This is a genomic window from Marinimicrobium sp. UBA4509, from assembly GCF_002388575.1.
Taxonomy (GTDB): domain Bacteria; phylum Pseudomonadota; class Gammaproteobacteria; order Pseudomonadales; family Cellvibrionaceae; genus Marinimicrobium; species Marinimicrobium koreense.
In genome coordinates this window covers 2,755-23,699 of the sequence record NZ_DGMV01000087.1, presented here as the reverse complement: position 1 = coordinate 23,699, position 20,945 = coordinate 2,755, and the positions used below count along the sequence as shown (strand labels likewise).

17 protein-coding genes are annotated in these 20,945 nt (G+C 58.5%); 12 read left to right on the top strand and 5 right to left on the bottom strand.

Features of this window, described 5'->3' with window-relative positions; translation table 11 throughout:
* From B3520_RS16465 to B3520_RS16445, 5 genes are all read right to left on the bottom strand, one after another.
* On the bottom strand, nucleotides 1–436 hold a 436-nt coding region (locus B3520_RS16465; RefSeq protein ID WP_286876449.1), incomplete at its 3' end, for a DUF3833 family protein.
* A 37-nt stretch (nucleotides 437–473) separates the two neighbouring features.
* Nucleotides 474–1,571 carry a phospholipase A gene (locus B3520_RS16460; protein ID WP_286805432.1) on the bottom strand — a complete coding sequence of 366 codons (1,098 nt, stop codon included), beginning with the start codon at nucleotides 1,569–1,571 and terminating at the stop codon, nucleotides 474–476.
* Nucleotides 1,572–1,651: 80 nt separating this feature from the next.
* Entirely contained in the window at nucleotides 1,652–2,587 is a 936-nt protein-coding gene (locus tag B3520_RS16455) for a hypothetical protein (RefSeq protein ID WP_286805434.1), read from the bottom strand.
* 147 nt (nucleotides 2,588–2,734) lie between these two features.
* Nucleotides 2,735–3,652, bottom strand: a complete 918-nt coding sequence (locus B3520_RS16450) for a response regulator (RefSeq protein ID WP_286805436.1) — start codon at nucleotides 3,650–3,652, stop codon at nucleotides 2,735–2,737.
* Nucleotides 3,627–7,013 (bottom strand): hybrid sensor histidine kinase/response regulator, encoded by a 3,387-nt coding sequence (locus B3520_RS16445; RefSeq protein ID WP_286805438.1) that lies wholly within the window; start codon nucleotides 7,011–7,013, stop codon nucleotides 3,627–3,629. Before B3520_RS16445 ends, B3520_RS16450 begins: the two co-directional genes overlap by 26 nt.
* Before the next feature lie 369 nt (nucleotides 7,014–7,382).
* Between B3520_RS16445 and urtA the strand changes: the two genes are divergently transcribed.
* The 12 genes from urtA (at nucleotide 7,383) to rhlB (ending at nucleotide 20,908) form a co-directional block, all read left to right on the top strand.
* Nucleotides 7,383–8,627: an urea ABC transporter substrate-binding protein gene (gene urtA / locus B3520_RS16440; protein ID WP_339618714.1), complete on the top strand. Its 1,245-nt coding sequence runs from the start codon at nucleotides 7,383–7,385 to the stop codon at nucleotides 8,625–8,627.
* 104 nt (nucleotides 8,628–8,731) lie between these two features.
* Complete coding sequence (urtB, locus tag B3520_RS16435; RefSeq protein WP_286805439.1) at nucleotides 8,732–9,658, top strand: urea ABC transporter permease subunit UrtB; 927 nt, start codon at nucleotides 8,732–8,734, stop codon at nucleotides 9,656–9,658.
* 12 nt (nucleotides 9,659–9,670) lie between these two features.
* Nucleotides 9,671–10,828: an urea ABC transporter permease subunit UrtC gene (gene urtC, locus B3520_RS16430; protein ID WP_286805440.1), complete on the top strand. Its 1,158-nt coding sequence runs from the start codon at nucleotides 9,671–9,673 to the stop codon at nucleotides 10,826–10,828.
* Nucleotides 10,815–11,564 (top strand): urea ABC transporter ATP-binding protein UrtD, encoded by a 750-nt coding sequence (urtD, locus tag B3520_RS16425; RefSeq protein WP_286805441.1) that lies wholly within the window; start codon nucleotides 10,815–10,817, stop codon nucleotides 11,562–11,564. The genes urtC and urtD overlap by 14 nt, the downstream gene beginning before the upstream one ends.
* 17 nt (nucleotides 11,565–11,581) lie before the next feature.
* Nucleotides 11,582–12,271 carry an urea ABC transporter ATP-binding subunit UrtE gene (urtE, locus tag B3520_RS16420; RefSeq protein WP_024460804.1) on the top strand — a complete coding sequence of 230 codons (690 nt, stop codon included), beginning with the start codon at nucleotides 11,582–11,584 and terminating at the stop codon, nucleotides 12,269–12,271.
* 15 nt (nucleotides 12,272–12,286) lie between these two features.
* Nucleotides 12,287–13,330: an aliphatic amidase gene (locus B3520_RS16415; RefSeq protein WP_123637901.1), complete on the top strand. Its 1,044-nt coding sequence runs from the start codon at nucleotides 12,287–12,289 to the stop codon at nucleotides 13,328–13,330.
* A 9-nt stretch (nucleotides 13,331–13,339) separates the two neighbouring features.
* On the top strand, nucleotides 13,340–14,509 hold the full coding sequence (locus B3520_RS16410) for an AAA family ATPase (protein WP_286876448.1): 1,170 nt from the start codon (nucleotides 13,340–13,342) through the stop codon (nucleotides 14,507–14,509).
* 129 nt (nucleotides 14,510–14,638) lie between these two features.
* Nucleotides 14,639–15,871, top strand: coding sequence for a formamidase (gene fmdA, locus B3520_RS16405; protein ID WP_286805446.1), 1,233 nt, complete (start codon nucleotides 14,639–14,641; stop codon nucleotides 15,869–15,871).
* 5 nt (nucleotides 15,872–15,876) lie between these two features.
* Nucleotides 15,877–16,251 (top strand): zinc ribbon domain-containing protein, encoded by a 375-nt coding sequence (locus tag B3520_RS16400; RefSeq protein ID WP_024460800.1) that lies wholly within the window; start codon nucleotides 15,877–15,879, stop codon nucleotides 16,249–16,251.
* 109 nt (nucleotides 16,252–16,360) lie between these two features.
* Nucleotides 16,361–16,888, top strand: a complete 528-nt coding sequence (locus B3520_RS16395; protein ID WP_123637897.1) for a DUF3617 domain-containing protein — start codon at nucleotides 16,361–16,363, stop codon at nucleotides 16,886–16,888.
* A gap of 114 nt (nucleotides 16,889–17,002) precedes the next feature.
* Nucleotides 17,003–18,676 (top strand): dihydroxy-acid dehydratase, encoded by a 1,674-nt coding sequence (gene ilvD, locus B3520_RS16390; protein ID WP_123637896.1) that lies wholly within the window; start codon nucleotides 17,003–17,005, stop codon nucleotides 18,674–18,676.
* Between the two features lie 531 nt (nucleotides 18,677–19,207).
* Nucleotides 19,208–20,908 (top strand): ATP-dependent RNA helicase RhlB, encoded by a 1,701-nt coding sequence (gene rhlB / locus B3520_RS16385; protein ID WP_414673684.1) that lies wholly within the window; start codon nucleotides 19,208–19,210, stop codon nucleotides 20,906–20,908.
* Nucleotides 20,909–20,945 lie beyond the last annotated feature (37 nt).

The following is a 20,945-nucleotide window of genomic DNA, read 5'->3' as shown; positions in this document are numbered from 1 at the left end:
CGACCCGCCACATCCAGTCCTCGACGTTCAGTGCCAGTTTGCGGTCTTTGTAGTCCACTTCGAGGACGTAATCCATTTTCAGGGCATTGCCGCTGGTTTCCGCCCGGCCCTCGCCGAGCACATCGCCGGCGGTGGCCTTGTAGCTGCCGTCTTCCTGAGGCTCCAGGGTCCAGTTGCGATGCTGGATTTCGCCATCGTCAAACTCGAAGCGCTCGGCCAGGCGACCGACACCCTCGTCATCCCAACTCGCTTCGATGGTCGCGTTGAAGTAGCGGGTCACCGTGCCACCGCGACTTTTCAGCACCCCGTGGGCCGTCAGGGACCCCTGAAAGAAATCTTCCAGCGTCAGGGCGGGTTCATTTCCCGCGTACTCCTGTACCTCGGTGGAGGAACAGGCCCCCAGTGTCAGTACCAGGCTCAATAAAAGCGCGCGCATAATTCTCTCCCCAGCCAGCGTGCCCATGGGTTTTACCTCAGAACAGGTCGGTAAAGGTGATGCCCAGGCCGATGGCGTTGGTATGGTGGTCATAGTCAATCAGGCTGTGGCCATAGCCGCTGAACACCTTCAGATAACCGCGCACGGTGGAGGAAACCGGAAAACTGTACCCCAGCTCCACCGCGCCGCGATTGTTCGAGCGCAGGTTATTGCGCAGCATCAGGCTCACTATGTTGTCTTTACGATGCCAGGCGGCAGACAGTTCAAAGTTGCCCATGTATTTGTGAATATCCGGATTGTCATCGCCGGTGGGGTCATCGGGGCCGTCGCCCTCGCTCTCCGGAATGCGGTACCAGGGGTTGAACGAAAACGCGAAGGGACCGCGTTCGAACACGCTGTTGACCATGATCCGGTCCCAACTGCGGGACAGATCGCCGCTCTGGCCATTGGACTGGTGGGTGATCATCACTTCGTTGAGCACATTGCGAAACCCGAAAATGTTCCAGTCGTTGACGAAACTCAGAATCAGTTCGGGTTGATGGTTGGTTTCCCGGAAGGGGCGGGAGATCTCCCGGTAGTAGGCCTGCCAGAGCGAGTGATTGGTGTAGGCCATGTACAGGTGGCCGTTGTCGCCGAAAATTCCCTCACGGATCAGGATTTTGACGCTCAGTTGAAACTCCACTTCGGTGCTCTGCTGGCTGGCGAGTGACGTGCCGGCCTCGGCGTAGGGGGCGGTGTTGCGTTCCTCCTGGTAGCTGACCGGGAGCAGGTAATTGCGCTTGTGGGGGGTGAGCAGAAAGCGGTTGGCGCGATTGAGCGCTTCCATGTTCAGGCGCCGCTCCAGCAGGCGACTGTTGCCACTGGGGTCGTCTTCCTGACCCGCGGTATCATCGCTCATGGCCGCCAGTGCCTGGCTGATGGCATCGCGCTGGCTGGAGTCTTCGCGCGCCAGGGTACTACATACGTCGCGTAGGCCATTGATTGACATGTCCCGGCCCGCGACGGTCACGGCAATCCTTAGGCACTGGTCCATTTCCTCGTCGGATAACTCCGTGCGGGTTGGCTCAGAGGCGTCATTGGCGTACACAGGGGCACAGAATACGAACAACCACAGTGAGAGTCGGGGCAAGCGCATGCAAAGGCAATCCTTGGGGTGACGATCAATAGCCCAAGGATACAGCAAACCGTCTGACAGTTTGAGAAACGGGACGCGCTTTAGGAGGTTTCGGGACGAACTGGCGCGCCAGTTTGCATCCAGCGCTCCAGATCCTGCTCGAGCCACTGGTTCAGAAGGACGATGCCGTTCTCCACCACCTGCAGGTAGACGTCAATAATGTCGGTTGCCACCTGGAACAGCCGGTTGCTGTCGGCGGTGATCGGCCCGCCGCCGAGCACGTCGCCCTCCACCATATTGAGCAGAAACATCAGTTTGAGCTCGTACCGCTTGAGTTCACCCAACTGGCCGAATTCCGGGCCGAGCACCTGTTCCAGGCGGCGGATCTGGTGGCGCAGCTTCTCGTTGTTGACCTGGGTGTTCTGGATGACGTATCGCAGCTTGCCGTCGTGGTGAGAGTCACAGTGGCCGACCGCCGCCGCATAACTGGACAGGGCCCGGATACGCCCGATCTGCTCGACCACGCCGGGCAACATCCGGGTGGAGAAGTGCAGTAACTCCAGCATCTGCACCCGGGTGGGCGCGTCGGCGTCGGAGTGATCCGAGGGGGCGGAGAGAGGCGCTTCGAGCGGGCGGGAAAGGCTGACCAGCATGGCCAGTAGCTGCTCGACCAGGTGGCAGTGCAGCTCGTAGTTGTCGATCACGCTGTCATCGTGCCAGTCCCGGCTGATGGTCAGCCAGGCGGTGTGCAGGTTTTCCCGCTCCCGTTCGCTGAGCAGATCGCTGCCCAGGGTGAACGCCTGCAGTGCCAGCAGGCGGCGCTCCAGGGTCTGTTGGAGTCGCTCAAAGTCAGGTTCAAATTGTCGGTTGCCCCCGAGCAGGGCCATGCTCATGCCCCGGTGTCGCTGCACTCCCTTGATCATATGGATCAATTGGCGGATCAACGACAGAGCATCCTGCCGGCGTCGGTAGTCCTGGACAAAGCGCGCAAACGGGGCGCGATCTATGCGAGCTTGTGGGGCATCAGTGACGTTCATTTGCGCTGTCATGGTGCATGCAGTATCCGGGTTTGAGGCGTCCGGGCCCGATAACCGGTGTGTTATCGGGGGCGGCGGTCGTCTTGTCATATCATTCAGCAACACTTGTGCCAGAGGTTGCCCTTGTGTGGCGTCAGACCTACTGACTTACGCTCGGGCCATGCAGCGGATGGCGGCAGCCGCCGCCGAGGTGCGGTTGTCCACACCGAGTTTGCGGAACACCTGCTCCAGGTGTTTGTTCACGGTACGCGGGCTCATGGAGAGAATCTGACCGATTTCCCGGTTGGTCTTGCCGTGGGCTATCCACAGCAGCACATCAGCCTCGCGGGTGGTGACACCAAAGATCTCTCGCAACCGATCCGTTTCGGATCCTTCCCCGGGTTGCTCCAATAGGCGCAGAAGGATGTCGGTGCCGCTCAGCGGTGCCAGGTATTCCAGGGTGAGTGCGGGAGACAGCCCTCGAAGAGGTAGTTTGTGTCCGGTTTGCGGCTGGTGGTTGAGCCATTCGCGTAACTGTCCGGCGAGTTGGTCCTGAGCCTGGGGCTGATTCAGTCCGGCGCGTTTCAGATGCGCCTGCACTTGTGGTGTGGTCCATAGCAGAGTGCCGCTGCGGTCAATGGCAAACAGGTATTGGCCGGCGGCGTCCAGCGCATTGTGCGCGCTCTGGGTAAGGCGGGCGTTGGTAATGTGCACCCGCATGCGTGCGACCAGCTCCTCGGGGTTGATCGGCTTGGTGATGTAGTCCACGCCTCCGGCGTTCAGCCCCTGAACCACGTGCTCGGTATCGCTCAGGCCGGTCATGAATATCACCGGAACATTGGTCAGGCGTGGGTTCTGTTTCAGCCGCTTGCAGGTTTCAAAGCCATCAATCTGGGGCATCAGAGCGTCCAGTAAAATGATGTCCGGCGTAATGTTCTGGGTGATGGTCAGCGCCTGTTGGCCCTCCAGTGCCACCAGCACGGTCATGTGTTCCGCCTCCAGTGCGTCGCTGAGCATGTGGATGCTTTCGATGGCATCGTCGACCACCAGAACCACGGGTTCAGAGGGGTTCTCGTTGGAGCTCATTGTCGGGTACCTGTAACAGTCGAATGATGGTTTCGAATTGGAATTGACCCGCCAATCGGGTCAGTGTCTGCACGAACTCTTCAGTGGCCAGGCCGTTCGCTTCCAGCTCCGCCAGGGCCTGCTGCAAGCCGCTTTTGTGGCCAATCAAAGCCAGCTTGCGTAGGGGTTGCAGATGCACTTCATCGGGCAGTGTCAGCGCGGTGATCCGCTTGTCGGAGCGGGGTGGTTGTGACGCAGGCGTACTGATCGCCACGGGTCGGGTGTGCCAGCGTAAATTGAGCTGTTGCCCCAACGTTTCCAACAGGCTGTTCAACCGTACCGGCTTGACGATATAGGCATCGTGCAGGGCAGTGTCCACGGCCTTGCCTTCGCTGGCATCGGCGGAAATCATCACCACAGGCTGGTAATAGTCCATGGCGCGAAGCTGGGCAACCAGCTCCCAGCCGTTGAGCCCGGGCATGGAGACATCCAACAGAATAAGATCCGGCGCCTCCTGTCGGACCCGGTCCAACACCGTGAGCGAATTGTCGACCTCAACGACATCAAACCCCAACGGTGTCAGCATGGCGTGCACCAGTTGGCGGTGCGAGGCCTCGTCATCCACCACCATGACGCGCTTGGCCTCGCCCCGGTAACCCTGAATGTCCTGGGCCTCGGTCGGCGCTATGTCCGAGGCGCCCCGAATGCGGCTCATCATCAGTGTCACTTTAAAGACGCTGCCTTGCCCGGGAGTACTCTGCAGGCTGATGTCGCCGCCCATAATATCGGTCAGCAATTGGGTGATGGTCAGCCCCAACCCGGTACCGGATACCTGTTCTCCAGGGCGGCGGATGCGTTCAAACGGGCGGAATATCCGCTGCTGATCGTCGGGCGAAATGCCTTCGCCGGAATCTTCAATCGTGAACTCTGCCACGTCGCTGCGGTATTTGACCCTCATGCTGACCCGGCCGTGAGCGGTGTATTTGATCGCATTGGACAGCAGGTTGATCAGAATCTGCCGCAGGCGCTTTTCGTCGGCGCGAACCAGAGGAGGCAACGGATCCTGACAGTGGTACTCGAACTGCAACCCCTTGCCTTCCGCCTGCAGCCGAAACATGTGCACCAGTTGTTCCAGTAGCGGGCCGAGGCGGACCTGATCGCGATGAAGATCCAGTCGGCCCGCTTCGATTTTTGAAATATCCAGCAGGCCTTCGATCAGGTCGGCCAGGTGCTCGCCGCTGCGGCGAATGACGCCCAGGGCGTCGCGCCGGTGAGGGGGAATCGCCGGGTCTTTCTCGAGCAGTTGCGCATACCCCAGCACCGCGTTCAGTGGTGAGCGCAACTCGTGGCTGATGCCGGTAAGGTACCGGCTTTTGGCCTGATTGGCGGCGTCGGCCTGTTCCTTGGCCCGCTGCAACGCCTGGTCGGTCTGTTCGTGTGCGTCGATTTCCTCCATCAACAAGCGGGTCTGGCGCTGCGACTCTTCCTGGGCGACGACCCGACTTTCATGGGCCAGCACGAACAACCAACTCACGACACCGGTAATGATTACCAGAATGAAAAACACTTTCCAGAGCAGGGCCGCAAAGAGCATGGCGGATACTTCATCAGGGAAGGCTGTCTGTTGGTAAATCAAGGAGAGCAGCACACCCGAGAACCCGTTGATCCCAATAACCAGTAACAGGAAATTACCCAGGCGGGCATTGATGTCGGGTATCAGCCAGGAGGGCAGCCAGCGGTGCACCCAGTTGCGGATCTGTTCAGGGTAGCTGGCGCCGGGTTTACAGAAGTCGTTGCATCGGGCGTCCAACGAGCAGCATAACGAACAGATGGGGCCGTCGTAGGCGGGACAGTGGGTGACATCCTCTTTATCAAACCGGTGTTCACAGATGCAGCACTGGTGAGTGGCGGCCGTGGGCGTCAGGATAATTGGCTCGCGGGCGATGTAGTACCGCCCGCCGGTTCGCCAGGCGATCAGTGGAGCAATAACCAGAGCGCTCAACAGAGTGATGAAGTGCGAGAGCGCCTGGAAGGTTTCGCCCCAGAAGCCGAGATAACCGATCACGCCGATCAGGGTGGCGGTGATCATGGTGCCGACGCCCACGGGGTTGATGTCGTACAGATGGGCGCGCTTGAATTCGATATGGGGTGGACTGAACCCCAACGGCTTATTGATCACCAGATCGGCCACCAGAGTGCCCACCCAGGCAATGGCGATCAACGCGTATAGCCCCAGGGTGTTCTCCAGTGCCCGATAGACTCCCAGCTCCATGACCAGCAAGGCAATGGTGACATTGAACACCAACCAAACCACCCGCCCCGGATGACTGTGAGTAAGGCGGGAGAAGAAGTTGGACCAGGCGATGGACCCGGCGTAGGCGTTGGTCACATTGATTTTCAACTGCGACAGGATGACAAACAGTCCGGCGATGGCCAGGGCCGCCGTGGGCGACTGGGTGACGTAGCCAAAGGCCACCTGATACATGTGGGTTGGGTCAATCGCTTCGTTCGCGGACATGCCGTGTGACAAGGCCAGCACCGCCAGAAAGGAGCCCGCCATCATTTTGAGGGCTCCGATCACAATCCAGCCCGGTCCTCCGGCGCTCAGGGCCAGCCACCAACGGCGACGCTGTTCCGGTTTGGGTTCGGGCATAAAGCGAAGGTAATCCACTTGCTCGCCAATCTGGGCAATCAGGGAGAAGATGACCGCAGAGGCCGCCCCAAAAAGCAGCAGATCAAACCCGCCACCGGCTTCGCGTGTGTAACTGGTCCAGTCCGACACCGACTGGAAGTCGGCCCATAGGATGAATGCAAACGGCAGCGCCTGCAGAAACACCCAAAGCGGCTGGGTCCAGAGCTGAAAGCGGCTGATAAAGGTGATGCCGTGCGTGACCAGCGGAATCACCACAACGGCACAGAGAACATACCCCCACACGATGGGAATGCCAAAGAGCATCTCCAACGCCATGGCCATAATGGCCGCTTCGATCGCAAAGAAAATGAACGTGAATGATGCGTAAATCAGGGAAGTAATGGTGGACCCGATATAGCCAAAGCCCGCCCCTCGAGTCAGAAGATCAATGTCGACGCCGTACTTGGCGGCGTAGTAGCTGATCGGAAAGGCCGTCAAAAGGATCACCAGGCTTACCGCCAGGATCGCCACCATGGCATTGGTAAACCCGTAATTCAGGGTGATTGCGCCACCGATTGCCTCCAGAGCCAGAAAGGAAATCGCACCCAGGGCGGTGTGTGCCACCCGGGCGGGCGACCAGCGCCGGGCTCGCTTGGCGGTGAAACGAAGCGCGTAGTCCTCCAGCGTCTGGTTGGCAACCCATTGGTTGTACTGACGGCGCACGCGGAAAATGGTCTGTTTGGCAGTCATGGCATTCGCTTATTGAATAACAGCCGGTGAAGGCATTGATCGGGCGATGTCCATGTCGGCCGTCGCCGTGCGCCGGTATGACGCATAGCGCCCGGGCAGGCGAACCAGGGTGGTGCACTTTGTATGGCCGGGCCGGAGCTCAGTGCGCTGAACCCGGCACTCCTTGAATCAGGTATCAATCTTTATGCCATCTGTGGCGTGCAGAACATTAAAGGCAAAGTGGGTGGTCGGTGGTATGGGGTGATTGACGTAGGTCTCTGCGGCATTTGTCGAATGGGCTCAGAAGGGAGGTGCGAGCAAAATGCAGAGCATGGGCACGGGCCAACCGATGTTCAGTCGCGTTTTCAAACCACCACACGAGGAAAGACCATGGTTACTGACTCACGCAAGCATACGCCGGGGCCGTCGCGCCGGCTTCTGAAAAGCCTGGCCGGGCTGACGGCAGGCCTCGCCATGAGTGCGTTTGGTGTCGCCCAAGAGGTGAATACCACCGGACTGGCGGTTACCGAAGACACTGTGAAAGTGGGTATTCTTCACTCAATCACCGGCACCATGGCCATCAGTGAGACCGGCTCAGTCCAAGCGGAAAAGCTCGCCATCGAGCAGATCAATGCCTCTGGAGGGGTTCTTGGTCGCCAGATCGAGTACATCCAGGAAGACGGCGCCAGCGATTGGCCCACGTTCGCTGAAAAATCCCGAAAACTGCTTCGTCAGGACAATGTAGCGGCGGTATTCGGTTGCTGGACTTCGGCCTCACGCAAAGCGGTTCTTCCGGTTTTCGAGCAATTTAACGGAATGCTGTACTACCCGACCTTCTATGAGGGGCTAGAGCAGTCGCCCAACGTAATCTATACCGGTCAGGAAGCCACACAGCAGATTCTTGCCGGTATCGACTGGGTGGTTGACGCCAAGGATGCCAAAACGTTCTATCTGCTTGGCTCAGATTACATCTGGCCCAGAACCTCCAACAAGATTGCCCGCAAGCACATTGACAAGCTGGGCTTGAAAGTTGTGGGTGAAGAGTATTACCCGCTTGGTCACACCCAGTTCAATTCGGTGATTAACAAGATCAAGCTGCGTAAGCCCGATGTGATTTTCGCCTCTGTCGTAGGCGGCTCCAATGTGGCTTTCTATAAGCAGCTGAAGGCAGCCGGTATCGATCTGACCGAGGAATCTCCCCTGGTTCTGACCATTTCAGTAACCGAGGATGAAATACTGGGTATTGGTGGCGAAAACGTCGAAGGCGCCTATGCCTCAATGAAGTACTTCCAAAGCCTGACGAACTCCAACAACGAAGAATTCGTCAAGGCATTCAAAGAGCGTTGGGGTGATGACATCGTGATCGGTGACGTAACCCAGGCGGCTTACCTTGGACCCTGGTTGTGGAAAGCGGCCGTTGAGAAAGCCGGCTCCTTTGATGTCGATAAAGTGCGCGAAGCTTCACCGGGTATTGAACTGACCACTGCACCTGAAGGCTACGTGAAGATTCACCCCAATCATCACCTATGGTCCAAAACCCGTATCGGTCGTGCCCAGGAGAATGGCCAGTATGAGGTGGTCTTTGAGACCGAAGAATTGATTGAGCCAGACCCGTTTCCGGAAGGTTATCAATAAGCGTCACTTCAAGACAGTGACATAAATAACCCCGCCTCCGGGCGGGGTTATCCCGGTAGAAAGACCAGCCCGGTTGGTTCAAGCGCACGCGGAGGCACCTTCCCATGTTTTCTGACTATTCCTCATCGGAGTTGATGTCGATTTTTGCCATGCAGGGTTTTGCAGGCCTGACACTCTTCTCTGTTTTTGTACTGATGGCCTTGGGTCTGGCCATTATTTTTGGCCAGATGGGCGTGATCAATATGGCGCACGGGGAGTTTATGATCCTCGGTGCTTATGTCACCTACATGACGTCTAACGTCTTTTCCCAATGGCTACCTGACCTGTACGGTTCCTACTTCTTTGTGGCTATAGCACTTGCCTTCCTGGCGGCCGCGCTCTTGGGCATGTTGGTCGAATGGTTGATGATTCGCCACTTATATCATCGTCCCCTGGACACCCTGTTGGCCACGTGGGGCCTGAGCCTGATTCTGCAACAAACCTATCGCTCGATTTTTGGCGCAAGGGAAGTTGGCGTGAGTATGCCCGACTGGATGATGGGCTCCTACCCGATAACGGACTTGGTGGAGGTTCCGATCAACGGCATATTTGTTATGTGCCTGTCGCTTGGGATTACCTTGGTAGTGGCGGCCCTGATGTATCGCTCGCGCTGGGGTACTCAGGTACGAGCCGTGGTTCAAAATCGACCCATGGCGGGTGCGGTGGGGATCAACACCCAAAAAGTGGACCGTATGACGTTCGCTTTGGGTTGCGGGATTGCCGGGATTGCCGGTGCCGCCTTTACCATGATCGGTTCCACGGGTCCCACTTCGGGCCAGCTGTACATCGTGGATACCTTCCTTGTGGTGGTTTTCGGTGGCGCTACAAGTCTGTTGGGTACGGTCGCTTCCGCGTTCACCATTTCGCAGGCGCAGTCGACCATGGAGTTTTTCCTCAGTGGTTCCATGGCCAAAGTGCTGACGCTGCTGTTCGTGCTGGGCATTCTGATGATTCGTCCTCAGGGCCTGTTTACCCTTAAAGTTCGTCGATAGGAGGACGGTACGATGACTGCGACCGGATTACGATCATTGTTTAGTCGTCACGATCTGCTCAGCTTTGCAGTGCTTGCCCTGCTGTTGATTGTGGTATTCCCTCTGGCGCTGGACGTGTTCCGGCTTGGTTTGATCGGTAAGTACCTGACCTACGCGTTTGTGGCCCTGGGGCTGGTGCTTTGCTGGGGCTACGGTGGCGTTCTCAGCCTGGGGCAGGGCGTGTTCTTCGGGATCGGTGGCTATATGATGGCCATGTTTCTCAAGCTCGAATCGTCCGACCCCGAAAGCACCGCGATTCAGTCCACGCCGGGCATTCCCGACTTCATGGACTGGAATCAGATTACCGAGCTTCCCTGGTTCTGGGAGCCGTTCTACAGCTTCGGATTTACATTGCTGGCGGTAATTGTTGTGCCTACGGTGTTTGCGTACCTGATCGGTGTAGCAATGTTCAAGCGGCGGGTAAGTGGGGTGTATTTTGCCATTATTACCCAGTCGATTGCTCTGATTCTCACCATCCTGATTATTGGGCAGCAGGGCTTCACTGGTGGCGTAAACGGTATCACTGACCTGAGAACGTTGTTGGGCTGGGACATCCGGTCAGACTTCGCCAAGTATGTATTTTATTTTATTTGCGTCGCGCTTCTGTTGACCTGTGTAGTAATCGCGCAGTTCATTCGCAAGAGCAAATTTGGACGAATACTGGTGGCGATGCGCGATGCGGAAGATCGCATCCGGTTCTCCGGTTATGATGTAGCCAACTTCAAGGTCTTCGTGTTCTGCGTGGGCGCGACATTTGCGGCTATCGGCGGCGCAATGTTCACTCTTCAGGTTGGCTTCATGTCCCCAAGCTTTATCGGCATTGTCCCCTCCATTGAAATGGTGATCTTCTGCGCCGTTGGCGGCCGCTTGTCTCTGTTTGGTGCGGTCTATGGTGCGGTGTTGGTGAGTTGGGCTCGATCCATTTTCTCGGAGAGCTTTCCTGAGTTGTGGCTGTTCGCCATGGGTGCGTTGTTTATCGGTGTTGTGCTGGCGTTCCCCAACGGCCTTGCGGGACTCTATGACCAGTATGCCCGCGGTCATGTGACCAAGGCGCTTGATCGTTGGGTTGACCAGCTTACCCGTTCTGATTCTAGCCGCACTGCCCAAGGAGTTGCCCATGAACGCCAGTAACACAGATTTTGTCCTGGCGGTGGAGAACCTGACTGTTTCCTTTGATGGGTTCAAAGCCGTGGATGACCTGACATTGTATGTCAATGAAGGAGAGATCCGGGTGATTATTGGTCCGAACGGGGCCGGTAAAACAACGGTTCTGGATTTGATTTGCGGCCGTACCCGGTCAACTCAGGGCTCTATCAAATTTCGCAACCGCGAGCTGACCAAGATGACCGAGTCCGACATTGTTAAGTCGGGTGTGGGCCGAAAGTTTCAGACCCCTTCGGTGTACAACGATCTGACCATTTTCGAGAACCTCGAGATTTCCTATCCGAAAGGGAGAAACGTTTTCGGCTCGCTTTTTTTCAAGCGAGACGAAACCATCATCCGCAAGTGCGAAGAGATCGCGGAAATGATCCTTTTGAAGGATCAGCTTCATGAGTCTGCGGGACTGTTGAGTCACGGCCAAAAACAGTGGCTTGAAATCGGCATGTTGCTGATTCAGGACCCTGACCTTTTGATGTTGGACGAGCCGGTCGCCGGGATGTCCGTCACTGAACGTCAGGAAACCGCCAAACTGCTTCGACGTATTTCCCAGAATCGGTCGGTGATCGTTATTGAGCACGACATGCAGTTCGTTGCCGAGATTGCTGACAAAGTGACCGTCCTGCATCAGGGTAAAATTCTGACCGAAGGGGCGATTGAAAAAGTCAAGAACGATCCGAAGGTTATTGAAGTTTACCTTGGCCACTGAGTGAGAGAGGACTCATCATGCTTAATGTATCCGATTATCGAGTCAGTTATGGCCAGAGCGAAATTGTGCATGGTCTGGATTTTACCGTGCAACCCAATGAGATTGTCGCCGTGATGGGCCGCAATGGCATGGGCAAAAGCACCCTGATGAAAGCGCTGATGGGAGTTATTCCCGAATCCGGCGGAACGGCGACGCTGGACGGGAAGCAGATATCCGGTATGAAAAGTCATCAGCGAGTCAGCCAGGGGCTGGCCTATGTGCCCCAGGGACGGATGATTTTCTCCAGTATGACCGTGCGCGAAAACATTCAGACCGGTCTGACTTCAACGGGGCGACGAGCCGTTCCGCGTGATCTCTACGATATGTTTCCGGTATTGCTGGAAATGCGTAACCGACGGGGCGGTAACTTGTCGGGTGGACAGCAACAGCAGTTGGCAATCGCTCGCGCCTTGGCGAGCGATCCCAAAGTGTTACTGCTGGATGAACCCACAGAGGGGATACAACCTTCCATCATCAAGGAAATCGCCCAGACCCTGAAAGAAATCCGCGATCAGCGTGGCCTGACCATTGTGGTGACCGAGCAGGTACTGAGCTTCGCCCTGGATGTGGCCGATCGTATCCTGGTAGTGGAGAAGGGGAAGATTGTGCACGAGGAAGCCCGAAGCAGTGTCGATGCCGAGAAAGTGGCGTCCTATCTATCCGTTTAAGTGAGGTAATCTACTATGCGACACGGTGATATTTCCAGCAGTGACGATACCGTCGGCGTAGCCGTCGTCAACTACAAAATGCCGCGCCTGCACACCAAAGCCGAGGTACTCGATAACGCCCGGGCCATTGCGGACATGTTGGTGGGGATGAAAAAAGGACTGCCCGGGATGGACCTGGTGATCTTTCCCGAATACAGCACCATGGGCATCATGTATGACCAGGACGAGATGATGGCCACCGCCGCCACCATTCCGGGGGAGGAAACGGAAATTTTCTCCGAAGCCTGTCGCAAGGCCAATACCTGGGGGGTGTTTTCCCTGACCGGCGAACGCCACGAAGACCATCCCAACAAGGCACCCTACAACACCCTGGTGTTGATCAATAATCAGGGTGAGATCGTTCAGAAGTACCGCAAGTGCATCCCCTGGTGCCCCATTGAAGGCTGGTACCCCGGCGATCGCACCTACGTTACGGAAGGACCGAAGGGCATGAAGATCAGTCTGATCATCTGTGACGATGGCAACTACCCGGAAATCTGGCGAGATTGTGCCATGAAAGGGGCCGAGTTGATCGTTCGCTGCCAAGGCTATATGTACCCGGCCAAAGATCAACAGGTGATGATGGCCAAATCCATGGCCTGGGCCAACAACTGCTATGTGGCGGTGGCCAACGCCACGGGGTTCGACGGCGTCTACTCTTATTTTGGTCACTCTTCATTGATCGGCTTCGACGGTCGGACACTGGGCGAGTGCGGCGAAGAGGATATGGGTGTGCAGTACGCCCAGCTCTCGGTCAGCCAGATTCGCGATGCCCGCGCCAATGACCAATCCCAGAACCATCTGTTCAAACTGCTGCATCGGGGATATTCCGGTATCTATAATTCCGGTGACGGCGATCGCGGCGTGGCCGAGTGCCCGTTTGACTTCTATCGCACCTGGGTGATGGATGCGGAGAAGGCGCGGGACGATGTCGAGGCCATGACCCGTTCCACCATCGGGGTTGCGGAATGTCCGGTGGGCGAGCTGCCTCACGGTGGCCGCGAGAAAACCGTCGGGTAAGGCGGTTCCATGCCATTCATCAATGATCGACTGGAAGATCAGGCGCTGCGCGAGGCGCTGACTCCGGCGGCGTCTGCGCCTGAGCCGTCCCGGTCGGCCTCGTCGCCGGGCGAGTCGCGCTTGGGGGCCTCGCGTTTTCTGTTTGATCCGGAGACGGTATCGGCGGTTCTGCGTCAGAGGATCCGCGGCCAGCCCGATGCATTGACGCAAATCGATCGTGAATTGACCCGCGTCAAAGCCGATATCGGAGAGCCGGATCGCCCGCTGGCGGTATTTCTGTTGGCGGGCCCTACCGGGGTCGGTAAAACCGAAACGGTTCGGGCTCTGGCCGAAGCGTTGCACGGGAAGGCCGATGCCTTCTGCCGGGTGGATATGAATACGCTGGCCCAGGATCATTACACCGCTGCCATCACCGGTGCGCCTCCGGGTTACGTCGGTAGCAAAGAGGGCCACAGCCTGATCGATGAAGAGGCCATACGCGGCAGTTTCAGTCGTCCCGGTGTGGTGTTGTTTGACGAGCTGGAGAAAGCGGGCCCGGAAGTGCTGCGCAGTCTGTTGGGGGTACTGGACACCGGGCGGTTGCGTCTCACCTCCGGGCAGAAGCAGCTGGATTTTCGAAACAGCCTGATCTTTATGACCAGCAATCTGGGGGCGGCGGATCTGGCGCGCCACCTGAACCGTTGGCAAACCGGCTGGCGCCGTTTCTGGCCCCGTTCGGAGCCCGCGCAGCAGGCCGCACTGCGTCAGCGGGTTGAGCGCGCACTGGATCGCGGGCTGGACCCGGAGTTTCTCAATCGCATTGATAACGTGTTGATCTACTATCCGCTGCCTTCGGAAGCACGACCGGGGGTGGTGGCGGAACTGCTGGTTCAGTTCAATCGACGCCTGCGGTCCAAGGGGTGGCAATTGCAAGTGTCCCGGGCGTTGATGAGCCGGGTGGAGCGCAAGGGCTTCGATGCCCGGTTTGGGGCGCGGGCGTTAAAGCGACAGTTCCGTCAGCAGGTGGAAGTACCGGTGGCACAGTTTCTGTTGGAACGGCCGGAGTTACGCCCGGACAGTGCGAAGCCAAAGATGCCACCGCAGGCCGAATCAGAGCTGCGCCAGATGTATTGCGATTGGCAGCACGGGCGGGTCATCTGTCGACAGGTGTGGGCCCGCAAAAGTGAGTACGTCAAATGACGCAGAGCCGGGGCCAATTGTCGTATGGGCCCAACGGCAGGCGCCTTTGATAATGAGCGTACACGGGCCAGAGGTATATGCACCTCGGCCCGAAATGCTAACGCCTCATTCCCTGTCAGGAGCCAAGCCATGACTGAAACCATCATCAAAATCGATCTGAACCAGACCCCCTACGAGAATGACAAGGTACACAATCGCTGGCACCCGGACATTCCCATGGTGGCCACGGTCAAACCGGGGGACGACTTTATCGTCGAGTGCTACGACTGGACCGGTGGGCAGATCGCCAACAACGACAGCGCCGATGATGTGCGCGATGTGGATCTGACTCAGGTGCACTTCCTGTCCGGACCGATCGGGGTTGAAGGTGCCGAACCCGGCGATCTTCTGGAAGTGGATATTCTGGATATCGGTACCTTCGAGGAAAGCCAGTGGGGCTTTAATGGCTTTTTCTCCAAACAGAATGGCGGCGGCTTCCTGACCGAACATTTTCCCGAAGCGCAGAAATCCATCTGGGATTTCAAAGGCATGTTCACCAAGTCCCGGCATATCCCCGGGGTGGAGTTCGCCGGTCTGATTCACCCTGGCCTGATCGGCTGCCTGCCCTCCAAGGAGATGTTGAAAGAGTGGAACACCCGTGAGCAGGGCCTGGTGGACACCGACCCGGAGCGGGTGCCGCCGCTCGCGGCACTGCCCTATGCCGATACCGCGCATATGGGGCGCATGGATAAAGACTCGGCCAAGAGCGCTGGCGCCGAAGCGGCGCGCACCGTACCGCCCAGAGAGCACGGCGGTAACTGCGACATCAAGGACCTGTCACGCGGTTCGAAAATCTATTTCCCGGTGTACGTCAAAGAAGGCGGCCTGTCCGTGGGCGATCTGCACTTCAGCCAGGGCGATGGCGAAATCACCTTCTGTGGTGCCATTGAAATGGCCGGCTGGATTCACCTGCGGGTCAATCTGGTGAAAGACGGCATGGCCAAGTACGGCATCAAGAATCCGATCTTCAAACCCAGCCCGATTACGCCCAAGTACGACGACTACCTGATCTTTGAAGGTATTTCGGTGGATGAATATGGCAAGCAGCACTACCTGGATGTGCACGTCGCCTATCGTCAGGCTTGTCTCAATGCCATCGAATACCTGACCAAGTTTGGCTACACCAAAGCCCAGGCCTACGCCATTCTGGGATGCGCGCCGGTACAGGGGCATATCAGTGGGGTGGTGGACATTCCCAACGCCTGTGCCACCCTGTGGTTGCCCACCGATATCTTCGATATCGACGTCAACCCCAGTGCGTCCGGCCCGGGCGCCAAGGTCAGTGGTGGTATGGATGTACCCCTTTCGAAGGATAAGGAGTAAGCATCATGCCGGTCTACGACTACAAGTGCGCCGAACACGGGCTGTTTCACCAGCTGGCGACCTTCGAGCAGAGCGCTGAGCCACAGGCTTGTCCGAGCTGCGGCCAGTTAGCGGCCCGGGTGATTGTCCTGCCCCCGGAGCTGAAAGCCATGTCCAGGGAGAATCACACGGCCCACGAGCGCAATGAAAAGAGTCAGCATCAGCCGGTATTCTCCACCACGGAGGCCCGGGCGGATGCCCGGGAGCGGCAGGCCCATGCGCATCGAAAAGGCAAACCCTGCGGATGCCACGATGGCGGCAAACTCCGCTCGGCGCTGATGTACACCGCCGATGGCAAAAAAATGTTCCCCAGTATGAGGCCCTGGATGATCAGTCACTGAGCTCCGGTGGTTGATTGAAATTTGCCCCTGACTGGGGCAGACTCGAAGCCGATGGTCAGCGGTAACGACCCGGCTTCGAATTCAATCACCGTTTACAAGGACTTCAGTTATGGCCTTTCCAATACTTCCCCGCACGTTGATCGCGTCGCTGTGCGCCCTGGGTTTCAGTCTGGGAGCACAAGCGGAATCCCTCGATATCAGACCCGGCCTCTGGGAACACCAGGTTTCCATGAAAAGCGAAAGCGGCCAGTTGGAGCAGCAGCTGGAAATGGTGCGCCAACAGATGGAAGCCATGCCGCCGGCCCAGAAAAAGATGATGCAGGACATGATGGCCGAGCAGGGCCTGTCCATGGACTTCAGTAACCAGACCGTACGCAATTGCCTGACCGAAGAAGAGGCCGCACGAGGCGAGTTCCAGTGGGGCGAGAACACCGACTGTGAACACAACGTGGTCAGCCGCGGCGACCAGACCCGCATCGAGTTTACCTGCCCGGACGAACAGGCCCAGGGTGAGATGGTGCTGGATGGGGATACGGCGTATACCGGTCAGTCCACGGCGCTGATGGATTTTGGCGGGTCCCCGGAAAAGGTCACCATTACCCACAGTGGTCAATGGATCAGTGCTGACTGCCCCTGACTGAGGGACTTCGCGCCACCACGGTTGCGAAAAAGGCCTGGCTCACCCACTATATTGGCTATTCAGGATAAGTAAGCACGCGTGAATCATAGCCAATCATAGGAGCCATCCCGTATGAGCCAGGACCATCGCCGCCGATACTCCAGCCCCGTGGTGGACGGGGTCGGTAAATCCGCCAGTCGCGCCATGCTGCGCGCCACCGGGTTTACCGACGAGGATTTCCGCAAACCCCAGGTCGGTATCGCCTCGACCTGGAGCAACCTGACCCCCTGCAATATGCACATCGACGGCCTGGCCCGAGAAGCGGCCGACGGCGCCGATGGTGCGGGTGGGAAAAGCCTGATTTTCAACACCATCACCGTCTCCGACGGCATCGCCAACGGCACCGAGGGGATGAAGTATTCCCTGGTTTCCCGCGAGGTCATTGCCGATTCCATCGAGACCGTGGCGGGTTGTGAGGGCTTTGACGGCCTGGTAGCCATCGGGGGTTGCGACAAGAATATGCCGGGTTGTCTGATGGGCCTGGCGCGGCTGAACCGCCCGTCCGTTTTTGTCTATGGCGGTACCATCAAGCCCGGCGCCAATCACACGGACATCGTCTCGGTGTTTGAAGCGGTGGGTGCGCACGCCAAGGGCGATAAAACCCTGATCGAAGTGAAGCAGATCGAGGAGACCGCCATCCCCGGTGCCGGCTCCTGTGGCGGCATGTACACCGCCAACACCATGGCCTCGGCCATCGAAGCCATGGGCATGAGCCTGCCCGGCAGCTCCGCCCAGAACGCCGAGGACAACGACAAGCTGGCCGACTGCCGCGCCGCCGGGGCCGCCGTGCTTACCCTGTTGGAAAAAGATCTCAAGCCCCGGGACATCATGACCCGCGAGGCGTTTGAAAACGCCATCACCGTGGTCATCGCCCTGGGCGGCTCCACCAACGCCGTGCTGCACCTGCTGGGCCTGGCCCACACCGTGGACGTGGATCTGACCCTGGAAGACTTCACCCGCATCGGCGCCCGCGTCCCGGTGCTGGCGGACCTTCGCCCCAGCGGTCATTACATGATGAGTGAGCTGGTTGCCATCGGCGGTATTCAGCCCCTGATGAAGATCCTGCTGGAGGCCGGCCTGCTGTACGGCGACTGCATGACCGTTACCGGCCAGACGCTGGCGGAAAACCTGGCCAGCGTTAAACCTTACCCCGAAGAGCAGGACATCATTCACGCCCTCGACAACCCGGTGAAAAAGGACAGCCACCTGCGCATTCTCTACGGCAACCTGGCGCCCACCGGCGCGGTGGCCAAGATTACCGGCAAGGAAGGTACCCAATTCACCGGCCGGGCCCGGGTGTTTCACTCGGAAGAGGAAGCCACCGACCGGATCATGGATGGCACCGTGGTGGCCGGGGATGTGCTGGTGATCCGCTACGAGGGCCCCAAGGGCGGCCCCGGCATGCGCGAGATGTTGACCCCCACGTCGGCGATCATGGGCAAGGGACTGGGGGATTCGGTGGCGCTGATCACCGACGGCCGCTTCTCCGGCGGCAGCCACGGTTTTGTGGTGGGGCACGTCACACCAGAAGCGCAGGACGGTGGCCCGATTGCTCTGGTGGAGGACGGTGACGAAATCGTGATCGACGCTGAAGCCAACACCATTTCGGTGACGGTGGACGACGCCGAGCTCGACCGCCGCCGCAAACTCTGGCAAGAACCACCACTACGCTACACCCGAGGCGTCCTGGCCAAATACGCCAAAACCGTCAGCTCAGCCTCGGAGGGTGCTGTTACCGATAAGTAGGGCACGTATGCAGTGCCGCTCTTGAGAGGTTTAACCTCGGTGCTTTGTCGTTGAGTGCTCCGCCTGGGTATACCCTTGTGAGACACGCCGTAAATACATCCCTGTAGGCTCGATCGCCTGCCGTCCAGGCAGGCGACGGTCTCACAAGGGTATACCCAGCCTCCGCGGTGTTAGCTTAACGTCTCGGGAACTAGCACCCACGCCAAACTCTCCAAGGCTTTCAGTGCCAACGTAACGTTTGGGCAACGGCGGATGCGGGCTTCTCCCTTATCCGCCCTACGCGGGTTTATACCGCTGCGCTCGGCCGTAGGGCGGATAAGCGCAGCGCATCCGCCGTTGCCCAAGGTGCCGTACGAAAGGCGCTAGCTCCCGGAACGATACGTTGGCACCGCGGAGGGAGGGAATACCCTCCCGCAGCACTCTGAGCGAAGTAACACCCTGAGCTAGTGCCAAACAGAGCCTGCCCCACGGTGGGAGAAAGAGGTGGTTTCCTGTATACTTCGCGCAAAGTTTGTACAGTAGGTGATCGTTTTGATTGGAAAACTCTTCAAAAAGCTGGCCGGGGACTCCAAACCGGCCAACAACTCCGAGACCCGCAAAGGGCGCAGCCCCAAAAATCAAACCGACAACCCCCGCAGCGGCGCCGAGCAAAAGCCCCGCAACGGCAAGCCCGGCGGCAACCGTCGGCGCAAACCGCGCCGTGCCCAAGGCTCCGGCGGGCGTGCAAACTCGCAGGAAAAGCAGGGCCATCCGGAGCAGAAAAGCCAAAAGGGCCAGCCGGAGAAGAGCGGCAACCCCGAGGCCAACAACGAGCCCGGAAACCAAGGCTCCGGCAAGAAAGGTGGCAACCGCCGCCGGGGCCGGAACAACAATCGCCGCCGAGGCGGCCAAAACAAGAGCAACAATAAACCTATGGCCAACCAACCCTGGGATATCTCACAGTTTCCGGTGCCCGAAGTCGAAGGCAAACTGCGCTTTCACGATTTCGGGCTTGAAAATGACCTGATGCACGCCATTGCCGACCTGGGCTTTGAGTACTGCTCCCCGATTCAGGCGCAATCCCTGCCTCTGGCTCTGCAGGGCAAAGACGTGGTGGGCAAGGCCCAGACCGGTACCGGTAAAACCGCGGCCTTCCTCACCGCCGTGATCGACGACCTGCTCAAACACCCCATTGAAGAACAGCGTTATGCCGGCGAGGCGCGGGCCCTGGTGATTGCGCCCACCCGCGAGCTGGTCATGCAGATCGCCGATGATGCCAAGCTGCTGTGCAAGTACACCGACCTGCAGATCCACACGCTGGTTGGCGGTATGGATTACGGCAAGCAGCAGCGCCGCCTGCACGACAGCCTGGTGGACATTCTGGTGGCCACCCCGGGTCGTCTGCTGGACTTCTGCCGCCAGCGCGATGTGTTTCTCGACCAGTTGGAAATTCTGGTAATCGACGAAGCGGACCGGATGCTCGATATGGGCTTTATTCCGCAAGTGCGCCAGATCGTGCGTCAGACACCCAAGAGGGAAGACCGGCAGACTCTGTTCTTCTCGGCCACGTTCACAGAAGAGGTCGAGCGTCTGGTGGAGCAGTGGACTCACGAGCCCACCACCATTGAAATTCAGCCCGAGAGTGTGGCGACCGACACGGTGGAGCAACATGTCTACCTGGCGGCGACCGAAGAAAAGTATCCGATGCTCTACAACCTGATTCAGCAGGACGATGTGGAGAGCCTGATCGTGTTTGCCAACCGCCGGGACCAGTGCCGCGACCTGCACGAGAAGCTGCGCCGCCACGATATCAAGGTGGGTTTGCTGTCGGGCGAGATTCCCCAGAACAAGCGGGTCAGCACCCTGAATGCCTTCAAGGAAGGTGATCTGAAAGTGTTGGTCGCCACCGATGTGGCGGGCCGGGGCATCCATATCAGCGGCATCAGCCATGTGGTGAATTTCACCCTGCCGGAGGAGCCGGAAGATTATGTGCACCGCATCGGTCGTACCGGCCGGGCGGGCAAGCACGGCACCTCGGTCAGTTTTGCCTGCGAGGACGATGCGATGTTGTTGCCGCCGATTGAAGAGCTCTTGGGCGAGTCGATCAAGTGCGAGCAGCCGCCGGAGGAGTTGTTGGCCGAAACCCCACCCATGAAACCCGCCGCGCCCCGGCGCCGTTCGTCGGGCGGCAGTGGTGGTCGCCCAGGCGGCAATCGCAGCGGCGGCGGACGCGGTCGGCCTCGTAGTTCGTAGCGTTTGATTTGGGTAACGGCGGATGCGCTTCGCTTAT

Bases quoted from the DNA above. Each gene is read 5' to 3' on its own strand.
- B3520_RS16400 (WP_024460800.1), top strand. From the start codon at position 15,877: ATGCCGGTCTACGACTACAAGTGCGCCGAACACGGGCTGTTTCACCAG.
- B3520_RS16445 (WP_286805438.1), bottom strand. From the start codon at position 7,013: ATGACTGCCAAACAGACCATTTTCCGCGTGCGCCGTCAGTACAACCAA.
- B3520_RS16455 (WP_286805434.1), bottom strand. From the start codon at position 2,587: ATGAACGTCACTGATGCCCCACAAGCTCGCATAGATCGCGCCCCGTTT.
- ilvD (WP_123637896.1), top strand. From the start codon at position 17,003: ATGAGCCAGGACCATCGCCGCCGATACTCCAGCCCCGTGGTGGACGGG.
- fmdA (WP_286805446.1), top strand. From the start codon at position 14,639: ATGACTGAAACCATCATCAAAATCGATCTGAACCAGACCCCCTACGAG.
- urtB (WP_286805439.1), top strand. From the start codon at position 8,732: ATGTTTTCTGACTATTCCTCATCGGAGTTGATGTCGATTTTTGCCATG.
- urtC (WP_286805440.1), top strand. From the start codon at position 9,671: ATGACTGCGACCGGATTACGATCATTGTTTAGTCGTCACGATCTGCTC.
- B3520_RS16460 (WP_286805432.1), bottom strand. From the start codon at position 1,571: ATGCGCTTGCCCCGACTCTCACTGTGGTTGTTCGTATTCTGTGCCCCT.
- B3520_RS16410 (WP_286876448.1), top strand. From the start codon at position 13,340: ATGCCATTCATCAATGATCGACTGGAAGATCAGGCGCTGCGCGAGGCG.
- B3520_RS16450 (WP_286805436.1), bottom strand. From the start codon at position 3,652: ATGAGCTCCAACGAGAACCCCTCTGAACCCGTGGTTCTGGTGGTCGAC.
- urtE (WP_024460804.1), top strand. From the start codon at position 11,582: ATGCTTAATGTATCCGATTATCGAGTCAGTTATGGCCAGAGCGAAATT.
- B3520_RS16415 (WP_123637901.1), top strand. From the start codon at position 12,287: ATGCGACACGGTGATATTTCCAGCAGTGACGATACCGTCGGCGTAGCC.
- urtA (WP_339618714.1), top strand. From the start codon at position 7,383: ATGGTTACTGACTCACGCAAGCATACGCCGGGGCCGTCGCGCCGGCTT.
- B3520_RS16395 (WP_123637897.1), top strand. From the start codon at position 16,361: ATGGCCTTTCCAATACTTCCCCGCACGTTGATCGCGTCGCTGTGCGCC.
- urtD (WP_286805441.1), top strand. From the start codon at position 10,815: ATGAACGCCAGTAACACAGATTTTGTCCTGGCGGTGGAGAACCTGACT.